Source organism: Streptomyces sp. FH025 (assembly GCF_017427025.1).
GTDB lineage: Bacteria > Actinomycetota > Actinomycetes > Streptomycetales > Streptomycetaceae > Kitasatospora.
Map to the genome: position 1 here is coordinate 17,477 of NZ_JAFLNG010000024.1, position 11,183 is coordinate 28,659.

The 11,183-nt window shown below is 72.4% G+C and carries 7 protein-coding genes and 1 pseudogene; 5 read left to right on the forward strand and 3 right to left on the reverse strand.

Annotated features, from left to right (window positions below; translation table 11 throughout):
• Nucleotides 1-66 precede the first annotated feature (66 nt).
• From aroA to J0670_RS03360, 4 genes and pseudogenes are all read left to right on the forward strand, one after another.
• On the forward strand, nucleotides 67-1,353 hold the full coding sequence (aroA, locus tag J0670_RS03345; RefSeq protein ID WP_207809418.1) for a 3-phosphoshikimate 1-carboxyvinyltransferase: 1,287 nt from the start codon (nucleotides 67-69) through the stop codon (nucleotides 1,351-1,353).
• Nucleotides 1,354-1,388: 35 nt separating this feature from the next.
• Nucleotides 1,389-2,591, forward strand: coding sequence for a 3-hydroxybenzoate 6-monooxygenase (locus J0670_RS03350; protein WP_207809420.1), 1,203 nt, complete (start codon nucleotides 1,389-1,391; stop codon nucleotides 2,589-2,591).
• Nucleotides 2,588-2,845, forward strand: a pseudogene (locus tag J0670_RS03355) (chorismate synthase); the annotation flags it as partial. The gene J0670_RS03350 and the pseudogene J0670_RS03355, both read left to right, overlap by 4 nt.
• A gap of 337 nt (nucleotides 2,846-3,182) precedes the next feature.
• On the forward strand, nucleotides 3,183-4,385 hold the full coding sequence (locus J0670_RS03360; protein WP_207809422.1) for a transposase: 1,203 nt from the start codon (nucleotides 3,183-3,185) through the stop codon (nucleotides 4,383-4,385).
• Nucleotides 4,386-4,514: 129 nt separating this feature from the next.
• Here the strand turns inward: J0670_RS03360 and J0670_RS03365 are convergent, their stop codons facing one another.
• Together J0670_RS03365 and J0670_RS03370 are read right to left on the reverse strand one after the other, a co-directional pair.
• Nucleotides 4,515-6,413: a helix-turn-helix domain-containing protein gene (locus J0670_RS03365; RefSeq protein ID WP_243436464.1), complete on the reverse strand. Its 1,899-nt coding sequence runs from the start codon at nucleotides 6,411-6,413 to the stop codon at nucleotides 4,515-4,517.
• A 386-nt stretch (nucleotides 6,414-6,799) separates the two neighbouring features.
• Nucleotides 6,800-7,612, reverse strand: a complete 813-nt coding sequence (locus J0670_RS03370) for a BTAD domain-containing putative transcriptional regulator (RefSeq protein ID WP_207809426.1) — start codon at nucleotides 7,610-7,612, stop codon at nucleotides 6,800-6,802.
• A 565-nt stretch (nucleotides 7,613-8,177) separates the two neighbouring features.
• On the opposite strand from J0670_RS03370, the gene J0670_RS03375 reads away from it, so the two are divergent.
• Nucleotides 8,178-9,245 carry a LacI family DNA-binding transcriptional regulator gene (locus J0670_RS03375; RefSeq protein ID WP_207809428.1) on the forward strand — a complete coding sequence of 356 codons (1,068 nt, stop codon included), beginning with the start codon at nucleotides 8,178-8,180 and terminating at the stop codon, nucleotides 9,243-9,245.
• Between the two features lie 30 nt (nucleotides 9,246-9,275).
• Here the strand turns inward: J0670_RS03375 and J0670_RS03380 are convergent.
• On the reverse strand, nucleotides 9,276-11,183 hold a 1,908-nt coding region (locus J0670_RS03380), incomplete at its 5' end, for a DUF2264 domain-containing protein (protein WP_207809430.1).

Genomic DNA, 11,183 nt, shown 5'->3' on the forward strand with positions numbered 1-11,183 from the left:
CGCCCGGACGCGGGTCCCACGAGCCGGGGACGGCCGCCCGGCCTCCCCCGACGACGAAGGACAGCAATGAACACCCCCATCGCACCGCCCCGTGCGCTCAACGCCCGTGTCCCGGGCTCGAAGTCCCTCACGAACAGAGCGCTACTGCTCGCCACCGCGGCCGACGCGACCAGCGTGCTCGCCGCCCCTCTCGTCAGCGAGGACACCGTGGCGTTCCGCGACGCGCTGCCCCAACTGGGCTCCCATGTGGAGTCGTTGCCCGACAACAGCGCCTGGCGGGTCACCGGCATCGGCTGCGGGCCGGACGGCGACGGCCGGATCTGGTGCGCGGACGCGGGCACGGCGGCGCGCTTCCTGCCGCCGCTGGCGGCCACGGGCCACGGCGACTTCGTGTTCGAGGGCAGCGCACAACTCACCGCCCGCCCCGTGGCCCCGCTCGCCGACGCGCTGCGCCGCCTGGGCGCCCTGGTGGACACCGCCCCGGGCGGGACGCTGCCCCTGCGGGTGCGGTCACGAGGTCTCGACGGCGGCAGCCTGGACGTTGACGGCGGGCTCAGCAGCCAGTTCCTGAGCGGGCTGCTCATGGCGGGCCCGCTCCTGCGCACCCCCCTGCTGGTCCGGGTGCGGGAGATGGTCAGCCGCCCCTACATCGACATGACGATCGCGCTGATGCGGCACTTCGGCGCCGAGGTGGCCGAGGACTTCCCCGGTGAGTTCACCGTCCGCCCCACCGGTTACCGCGCCGCCGATCTGCGCATCGAACCAGATGCCTCCACCGCCTCCTACTTCTTCGCTGCCGCGGCCGTCACAGGGTGCAGCGTCACCGTGGACGGCCTCGGCCTGGGGAGCCTTCAGGGCGATGTGCGCTTCGTCGACGTACTGGAGCGCACCGGAGCCCGCGTACGGCGCGGCCCGGACGCGACCACGGTCACCGGAACCGGCGTGCTCAGAGGCGGGTTCACCGTGGACATGGGCGAGATCTCCGACACCTTCATGACGCTGGCGGCGATCGCGCCGCTGGCCGACGCGCCGATCACCGTGCGCGGCATCGGCCACGCCCGGTTGAAGGAGTCGGACCGGATCGAGGCCGTCGCGCGCAACCTGCGCGCGTCGGGCATCCGCACGGAGACCGGGCGGGACTGGATCACCGTGCACCCCGGCAGCACGTCCGCGACGCGCATCGCCTGCCAACGCGACCACCGGGTCGCGATGGCGTTCTCCGTGCTGAACCTGCGCACCGGAAACCTCACCCTGGACGATCCCGGCTGCGTCGCCAAGACCTTCCCCGGCTTCCACGAGGAGATGCACCGGCTCTTCCCCCAGCATCCGCTGCCGGCCTCCGCCCGGCAGTGACACGCCATCAACCACCGGAAGGAACGGGACGAACCATGGCACACGTCATCATTGCCGGGGGCGGCATCGGCGGACTCGCGACTGCGCTGTCGCTGGCCCGGTTCGGACACCGCACCACCGTGCTCGAACGCAGCGGAACCTTCGCGGAGATCGGTGCCGGCATCCAGCTCGGACCCAACGCCTTCCACGCTCTCGACCGCCTCGGCGTCGGCGAGAGCGTGCGCGAACGCGCGGTGTTCATCGACGAGTTGCGCTTCATGGACGGCACCACCGGCGAGAAGGTCGCCGCCATGGAACTGACCGGCGCCTACCGTGAGCGGTTCGGCAACCCGTACGCGGTGGTGCACCGCGGCGACCTGTACCAGCCTCTGCTCGCCGCCTGCCAGGAGCTGGACGGCGTCGAGCTCCTCGCCGACGCCGCGGTGCAGGACTACGAGCAGGACGCCGCGGGCGTCACCGTACGCACCACCGGCGGGAGGACCTTCCGCGGTTCGGCGCTGATCGGCGCGGACGGCATCCGGTCCACCGTGCGCGCGGCGATGCTGGGCGACGGCGAACCCCGCGTCTCGGGTCACACCATCTACCGCTCGGTGATCCCGATCGAGAAGGTGCCGGAGGAGCTGCGCTGGAACACGGTCACGCTGTGGGCCGGACCCAAGTGGCATTTCGTGCACTACATCATCGGCGGCGGCAAGTACCTCAACCTCGCGGTCACCCGTGACGACGGGGCGACCGTGCCCGTGACCGGGCGGGAGGCCGAACGCGACCACGTGCTCGCCCAGTTCCCCGGAATCGGCGCCACCGCCCGCCGTCTGCTCGAACTCGGCGAAGGGTGGCGCGAGTGGGTGCTGTGCGACCGTGACCCGGTGCGGACCTGGACCGACCGGCGCGTCGTCCTGGTCGGTGACGCCGCCCATCCCATGCTGCAGTACGCGGCGCAGGGCGCCTGCCAGGCGCTGGAGGACGCCGTGGTCCTCGGCGACCTGCTCGACGGGATGGGCGAGGACGACGCCGAACAGCGCCTGGAGAAGTTCAACGCCGTACGCCATGAACGCGCGGGACGCGCCCAGCTGATCGCCCGGCGCATGGGCAGCGAGCTCTACCACCCGGCGGGTGAGGCGGCCAAGGGGCGCAATGCGATGCTCTCCGCGCTGACGCAGGTGGAGATGCAGAACAGCGTCTCCTGGCTGCACGGTGACCGTGACTTCACCGACAGCGGCCTCGGGGGGAACCGTTGAGCAGGCTGCGTTGGCTGACCGCGGGAGAGTCCCACGGTCCGGCCCTCGTCGCGACGCTGGAGGGGCTTCCCGCCGGTGTGCCGATCACCACCGGGATGGTGGCGGACCACCTGGCGCGGCGGCGGCTCGGGTACGGCCGTGGGGCACGGATGAAGTTCGAGCGGGACGAGGTCGCCTTCCTGGGAGGGGTACGACACGGTCTCACCCTCGGATCCCCGGTCGCGATCACGGTGGGAAACGCCGAGTGGCCGAGAAGTTCGGCGGGGACTCCGTCGCCGAGACCCGCCGCAATGTGCGGTCCTACCTCGAACACCTGCGGATCCGGTGAGCGGGCACGGCCGGGGTGGGGGTCGTACCCCAACCCCGGTCCTGGTCGGTGTTGTCCCGGCACACCCCGTACCGGCGCCGTATTACGCCGTACAGGACCCGTCAACCGGCACGGCAATACCCAGTTCACGCATTCCGGCAGCAGGTGACCATCGATGCAGTGAGGCACACATTCAGGTCCCCGGAGCACCTCGTAAGGTTGGGGTCATTCCAGCGATGGTGGACATGCGGCCGCCAATGCCCACCCCATACCGCTGGAGCATCGTGAACACACTGACCCTCGGGACAAGCGACTTAGCCGGCACACCGACACTGCCCCACCAGCGCGGCGCCTCCCACGACACCGAGGTGTCCGACGACATCGTCAACGAACTGAGCGCCGTCATCTTCTCTCTGCTGGGCCGGAGGGACCGCCGACTGCGCGCGGAGCAGTACTTGCGCGGTTTGCTGACCACACCTGGCCGCAAGTCCATCCGCAACATCGCCGCCCGGTTGGGCGGGGCCGGGGTGGATCAGAGCCTGCACCACTTCATCTCCAGCTCCGCCTGGGACTGGCGTCCCCTGCGCATCGCCCTGGCCGACTACATCGAACACACGGCGGCACCGCAGGCGTGGGCGGTTCGGCCGATCCACATACCCAAGGCCGGCCGACACTCGGTGGGCGTGGACCAGCAGTTCGCGCCTCATCTGGGTCAGGTCTTCCGCGGCCAGCAGGCCCTCGGTGTCTGGCTCGCCTCCCCCGAGCTGAGCGCGCCCGTCAACTGGCGGATGGTGCTCCCCGGGCCCTGGATCAACGATCCCGAGCGGCGCGAGCAGGCTGAACTACCCGAGGGGCTGGGGGCGGAGAGCGCGGAGGAGTGCGCCGTGTCCGCCGCCGTGGAGATGGCACGGCTGTGGGGCATCCCGCACCGCCCCGTCCTACTGGACCTGCGGCGGCGTGGCGACATCTTCGCCGCGACGGACCAGCTGACCACGGGCGGAGTGCCCTTCCTCATTCGGGTCAGCCCGTCCTGCCGGATGGCCGTGGCGGATCCGGCGCTACCGGGCCATCGGGCCGGTTCGCTGCCCGCCCAGCGAATACTCGAACTGGTCAAGGGGGTACGGATCCCTGTCTCCTGGCCCGACGCGTCCCACGGGAACACCGCGCGCACCACCATGGCCGCCGCCGTCCCCGTCGCCATGCCGGGCCCCATAAGAGCCAAACCCCGGCGCCTGCTCCTGCTGGGCGAGTGGTCCAACCCGTCTCAGCCTCCCTCCCAGATGTGGATCACCGGCATGACCCACGCGTCGGTCGGATCGCTGCTGCGCCTGGCCAAGCTGAACGGCCGGGTAGAGCAGGACCTCGCCCACATCGGCGATCGGGTCGGACTGCGCGACTTCGTGGGACGCTCCTTCCGCGGCTGGCACCGCCACATGACGCTGGCCTCCGTGGCGCACACGGCGATAGCCCTGGGCGCCTGCGGCTAGGGGCCGTCCGGCGGATCTTCGGCCCGACGGAGATCCGCCGGCAGGCCCCGCAGCGAAGACCCCGGCCTTCGCCACCGGCCGCGGTTCGCGGTACGTCGCCTTGCGGGAGGACGGCTCCGGGCCGAGGTTTCAGGAGCGGTCCGCACCCGGGTAGCCGAGGCGCAGTACGACCCTCATCCGGTGCATCCGCAGGGCCAGTTGAATGTCCAGGACGCGACTCGGCTGCTGCCACTTCTCCCCCATCAGCGCGGAGATGCGTTCCAGACGCCGCGACACGGTGTTGGGGTGGACATGGAGCGTTTCCGCGGCCTTGCTCGGGCTGGAGCCCGTGGCGAAGTACGCCTCCAATGTTTCGGTGAGCTCGGTGGCATGCGTGCGGTCGTAGTCGAGCACCGGCCCGATGACGGAGTCGACGAAGCCGCTCGCGTCGTGCGTCTCGGACAACAGCAGGCCCATGAAGCCGAGGTCTTCCAGGGACGAGGCGCTTCCGGTGGCGTCAAGTGTGATCAGCGCCTCCAGGCAGCGCACCGCCTCCGTGTGCAGGCGGTTGACATCACCCAGGCCGCGCCCCGGCCCGGCCGCGCCCACGGTCACCGGTTGATCCAGCATCGACGTCAGCTCGCCACCCACGGAGCGCGCGACGGCCGACGCGTCCGAACCGGGCAGCAGCAGCATGATGCAGCCGTCCTGAACGGTCTTGAGACCGCCCTGGCCATGGGCGTAGGAGGAGGCCCACACGACGGCACGTCCGTATCCTCCGCTCTCGGGGCGCACCGCCAGCAGGACGAACGGCTCCGCCAGGTTCATGCCGATCTCGCTGAGGCGCTGTTCGAGGTGGCGCGCCTGCTGCGGGCCGCGCGATGACAGGGCGAGCAGTTCGTCGAAGAGGGAGTCGTGGACCGGCGCCTGCGTCACCGCCGTACCGCGCTGCAGGAGCAGGTGGAGGGCGAAGGACTGACTAGCGAGACACACCAGCTGCTGGTCCACCCCGACCAGCGCGGCGTTGGGGCGCATCACGACGAAGCCCAGGTTCTCGGCACCGGCCAGCACCGGCACCACCCAGGTTCCCTCCTTGTGCACCACCGGCGTGCGGTCCGCGTGAGCCTTCCAGGACGTCTCCGCCACCGCGGCGTCGTCCAGGTCCGGCAGGTCGGCCGTGGCCACCATGACACGGCCCGCGGGATCGCGCAGTTGCATGGTGCCGTCCAGCGCGTCGGCGGCGGCCCGGGCCACGGTGTCGAGGTCCGCTCGGGACAGCAGCAGGCCCAACATGCGACCGTGGGCGTCCCCGAGCTGTTCGAGCCTGGCCATGGTCATACGGGCGTGAAAGCCATCCAGTTCGAGTGCGGTCACCTCGCTCCTGGCGTCCTGGAGCCGCTCCGCGCGTTCGATCGCCACGGCACCGAACGCGGCCAGCGAGCACACCAGCCCGATCTCGTCCGGGGTGAGGTGCCGCACCGCGCGGGAGGCGCAGACCAGGACCCCCAGGGCGCTGTCACCGTGGACCAGGGGCACGGCGAGCAGCGACTTGATGCCTTCGGCGCGGATGAACTCATCGCCCTCCCGGCAGTTCTCCAGAGTGGGATCGCGCAGATAGTCGGCGGTCCACAGCGGGGCTCCCGTGGCGATGGCCTGCTGCCCCAGGCCTCTCAGCAGGGACATCCCCGGCACGATGACCGTGGTCGCCCCCTCCGCGGCGCGCAGGAGCAGTTCGTCGTCCTCGTCGCGCAGGCAGATGCACGCGAAGTCCGTGTTGATGATCCGTCTGAGGCATCGGGTGATGACCTTGAGGAGCTCGCCCAGATCGTTCTGCTGAGTCATGTCGCGTGCCGTGTCGACCAGTTCGGCGAGTGCGTCCTCACGCTGTCGACGCCGGCCCTGGAACGCGTTGATGACGTACGCCAGCCTGACCGCCTGCTCAAGACGAAGCCGCTCGGCCTCGGACCGCTCCTGGCTCGCGCGCCGCAGGAGTTCTTCGTAACTCTCCAGGGGTGCCTCTTCGGCGAGGAGTCGGAGTACGGTGAGCAAGTCGGGGCGATGTGTACCGACTTCGTCTTCCATGCCCCCGCCTCTTCCGGCCGTCCGACTTCGATGAACCTAGACAGTGCGCAACCAGATCGTCAAGCATTCTGTTCCGCGCCGACGGCCCTCGACACGCCCGGGCGCGGGTAGTCGGGGAAGACCCGGAACGTGCATGCCAGGGACGGGTGTTGCCGTGCGGGGCGATGCCGTTGAGGACGTCACCCATGACCTGCCCGTGACGCACCCATGACGCACCCATGACGCACCCGTGGGGTGCCCGTGAGGTGCCGAAGCGGCCGGGTGCGCACCCACCTCTCAGGACGGTCCGTCATACCGACCGCCGATCCGTCGAGTTGTGCGCGCACCCGGCACCAGGCCGCTCACCACATCCGTCAGGCCCTTTGGAGCGCCCCGATCCCATGGGCGGCCGCGAGGCTGAGGGCGCGGTCGCTGCCACAGGTCGAGCGCGACCCTTGCCTCCCCATCACGATGCGGTGCGCCGTGAAGGACAAGGCGTTGCGGCGTCGGTGCAGATGTCGCCTGATCACCTCGGGGTCATGGCCCTTGGTGTCCAGGTCTGCCTTCAACTGGACGTACGGCAACGCCGGCGGGGGGAACCGACTGAGGACCTGCGCCAGGTCGGCGCACAGCTCCCGCCAGCGCCCCAGCCTGAAGTCCACGTCGATCCACCGGTCCACGGCCCGCTGCCAGGAGCCGGTGAGCAGGGCCGCGTGAGAACGCAGGTGCGGTCCTTGAGCGACTCCGGCGAACGGAGCGGCGGTCCAGAGGTCCAGTGCCTCACGCAGCCGCCTGCTCGCCAGGTCCAGGTCCCCCGTCTCCATGGCACGGTAGCCCGCTCCGGCCGTCCGCTCGAACACCCGGGCGTCGCTGGAGCCGCCGCCGGTGCCCAGCCGGTACCCACCGGGCACCCAGGCCAGCACCTCCTCAGCCGTCCGCACGCTGCCCTCCGTCTGCAGGGCCGCACCGATGGTGGCACGCAGCTGCCGCACGTGCGTCTCCAATATCTGCCCCGCGTTCTCGGGCACCTCCTCCGGCCACAACTCCTCGGCCATGGCGCACGTCGGCACGACACGATCGGCGGAGGCCACCAGCAGCGCGAGAACCTGTCTGGTCGCCGCCGACGGCGGGGAGATCGACACTCCCCCTTCGTGCACCGCCAGTCCGCCAAGAACCTTCAGGTCCATGTCGATCCCCTCCCGCTCGGGCCTTCGCCCGATTCGCAGTGCCCCAGAACTGCTTCATCGCTGCCGACCTCGGCCTATGGGCTCGACGTCAACAGTCCGGCATGATCAGTCGTCGCGCTCGTACGGGTGACCTACCTGTTCGCCCCTGTTCGCCACTCGGCTCTTCACGTGGCCGGCTCTGCTGTGCGGATCCATCGCGGCCAAGAACGTCGAGATGCCGCTGGCCTCCCTCGCCCGAACACTGCCCCGGTATTCCGCACACACCAGACCGCCACATTACGCAGCCAACTCGCTTGGCGCCAGCGCGTGATCGAAGAGAAGCGGGCCCGGGGTGGACGCTCGACCTCCCGGCACGGCAGGTGCGCAGCCGGCTCCGCCGGAAGAGCTTCGCACTGGTCCCCGGGGCACGGAGGGCGACGTGATCCGCCGAACTGTCCGAACTGCCCGGCTTGGCCGACTGACCTCCGACAACCGCCGGGCCCGGGACGTTGATCGAAAATTGATCGATAGATAAGGTCCGATCAACCATCCGGGATGACGACCGGAGCAGCGGAGGGGGACGTCGATGGCGATCTCGGGTGAGGAGCGGCGGGAGCTGATCCTCAAGGCCGTCCGGGAGACCGGCGGGACGGTGCGGCTGGCCGATCTCGCCCGGCGGCTGGGCATTCCGACCGTGACCGTGCGGCGCGACGTGGCCGCGCTGGCCGAGGCGGGGCGGGTCGGACGCTCGCACGGGTTCGTGTCCTACCGGCGCTCGCCGGAGGAGTCGGCGGGCGAGTCCGCGCAGCCCCGGGTGGTGGGGCTGCTGGTGCCCTCCGCCGGGTCGTACTTCGACGCGGTGATCGAGGGGGCGCGCTCCGCCGCCGACGCCCGGGGGGTGCGGCTGGTCCTCGGGATCGCCCCGTACCAGGCCCGTGACGACCGCGCGCAGGCGGAGCGGCTGCTGGAGTCGGGCGCCGACGGGCTGCTGCTGACACCGAACCTGCTGCCCGGACGGCCCGCCGAGGAGCACGCGTGGCTGGACTCGCTGCCGGTGCCCGCCGTACTGGTCGAGCGCGGCGCGCCCGAGGACGGGAGCCCCGGGAGCGGGCTCGACACCGTCAACTCCGACCACCGGCACGGCGTCTTCCTGGCGCTGCGCCACCTCGCCGCCCTCGGCCACCGGAAGGTGCTGCTCGCGGCCCGCGACGACTCCTGGACCGCGCGCGAGGTACGGGCGGGCTACGAGCGCGCGGCGCGGCTGCTCGGCCTGGAGGTCCTGCCCGTCCTCGACACCCTCGACGCCACGGGCCGCCCGGCCGACCCGGAACCGCTCGCCGGGCGGATCGCCGAGGCGGCGGCCGACGGGGTCCGCGCGGTGCTGGTCCACAACGACCAGGACGCGATCCAGCTCCCGCCGCTGCTGCGCTCGCACGGCCTGACCGTGCCCGAGGGCCTCGCCCTGATCGCGTACGACGACGTCTTCTCGGCCCTGGCGGACCCGCCGCTGACCGCCGTGGCCCCGCCCACCCGGGCCGTCGGCGAGACGGCCGTCGACCTGCTGCTGCGCCGGCTCTCGGCCGGGCACCACCTGCCGACGCACCGGATCACCCTGCTGCCCTCCCTGTGCGTGCGCACCTCCTGCGGCGGCTGAGCGCCGGAAGGAGCTCGGCTCACGCTCGGCTCACGCTCGGCGGACGGTCACGGCGCCCGGGGCGAGCCGGGCCGACCGCACGGTGCCGTCCGGCCAGCGGATCCGCAGGTCGTACGCGGCCTCCGTGTCGGCGGCCGGGAGCGCCTCCACCGAGAGCGCCGTCAGCGGCGGCAGGAGGTCGGCGCGCGCGGTGAGGCGAGCGGCGCAGACCAGGAGGTGGGTGGCGGAGCCGGTGGTGCCGGTCAGGAGCGGGAGGGCGGCGGCCGGGCCGAAGGCCGTTCCGCCGGGCACCGGCCGGACCTCCGCGCCGGTGTAGCCGTGCAGGGCGCGCAGTTCGCTGTCCAGTCGGCGGCCGTCGACGGTCAGGGCGGTCGCGGTGCCGTCGCCGACACCGTCGCCGCCCGGCAGGACGCGCTCTCCGGCGACGGCCCAGCCGCCCTCGCGCAGGGCGGTGCCGGGCGGAGCGCCGGTGATCAGGTGGGCGCGGACCTCGTCGGCGCCGTGGGCGAGGGTCAGCGAGGTGACGGCGGCGTCGGGCAGCGGTTCGCCGGTGATCCGGGGGTGGTGGGCGGAGGCGGCCCAGCCGTCGCCGGTGCCCAGGGGAGTGATGGGGCCCCGGTCGCCGGCCAGGCCGTCGGAGAGCAGGGCGAGGTGGTTGTCGGCCGGACCGGCATGGGTGGGCCCGGTGGCGGTGGAGTGGGCGAGCCGGGTGTAGTGCGGGTCGTCGGGCAGGGTGTGGTCGGCGGGCTGGTCGTCGCTGCCGTGGTTGTGCAGGCGGACCAGGCCGTCGGCGGCGGTGGACTGGACCAGCCAGCCGGGGGCGGGCAACGCCCGTACGGTGTCGCGCAGTTCGGCCGGTGCGGGCTCCTCGCGGGCGGTCCAGACGGGGTGGTCCGGGGGCAGCAGCAGGCCGAGGAAGGCGCTCGCCGCCCAGTACGGCGAGGCGGGGCCGGAGTACGGCTGGACGAGCGGTGGGTACGGACCGTACCAGCCGAGGGTGAGCAGGCCGTCGGGGCCGGTGGCGCCCCGGTCGAGGAAGTGGCGCAGCGCTCCGGAGGCGAGCCGGCGGGTGGTGCCGGGGCTCAGCGGGGTGTGGCCGGTGAGGGCGCCGGCCCAGAGCGGGGCGGCGGCGGCGAACCGGTAGATCAGGGAGCGGCCCTGGTGGACGGGTGCGCCGTCGGCGCCGAACAGGTGGGCCTGGTCGGCGAGATGGGCGGCGAGCCGGGGGCCGTGGGTGTCGAGCAGGGCGCCGTCCCCGGCGAGGTGGGCGTGCAGGACGGGGTACAGGTGGAGGGCCCAGCCGTTGTAGTGGTCGAAGGCGCGCGGGCGGCCGTCGGTGTACCAGCCGGGCGGGCGGTGGAAGGCCTCGATGCGCTCCAGGCCCCGGCGGACGGCGGCCCGGGCGGCGGCGGTCTCGATGCCCTCCTCGGCGAGGAAGCCGCCGACGGCCAACGGGAAGAGCCACCAGTTGTTGTCGACGGGGGTGCGGTGCAGGGCGTCGGCCAGCCAGCGGCCGGCGCGGTCGCGGACCTCGGGGGCGAGGCGGCCCCAGAGCCAGGGGCGGGTCAGCCTCAGCGCGAAGGCGATGGACGCGGCTTCGACCATGGCCTGGCCGCGGTCGGTGACGCGGGGCCAGGAAGCCTGGTCGGGCCCGTCGCCGGGCGGTCGGGTGCCGGTGTCGAGCCCGGCGGCGTACCGGTCGAGCAGGCCGTGCGGGTCGGCGCCGTCCGCGCCGCGCACCCGCAGGGCGGCGAGCAGGAACGTCCGGGCGTAGCCCTCCAGGCCGTCGGAGCGGCGGCCGGAGCGGCTGGGCCGGGGTCCGGGCAGGTCGATCAGGGCGTGACCGGGGCCGCTGAACGGGCGGACGGCCGCGAGCAGCCGGTCGGCGGCGGCCTCCCAGTGGGCCCGGGTCCATCCGGTGCGGGGGCTGAGGGTGCG

Coding starts and splice junctions, on each gene's coding strand:
- aroA (WP_207809418.1), top strand. CDS start 67: ATGAACACCCCCATCGCACCGCCCCGTGCGCTCAACGCCCGTGTCCCG.
- J0670_RS03350 (WP_207809420.1), top strand. CDS start 1,389: ATGGCACACGTCATCATTGCCGGGGGCGGCATCGGCGGACTCGCGACT.
- J0670_RS03370 (WP_207809426.1), bottom strand. CDS start 7,612: ATGGACCTGAAGGTTCTTGGCGGACTGGCGGTGCACGAAGGGGGAGTG.
- J0670_RS03375 (WP_207809428.1), top strand. CDS start 8,178: ATGGCGATCTCGGGTGAGGAGCGGCGGGAGCTGATCCTCAAGGCCGTC.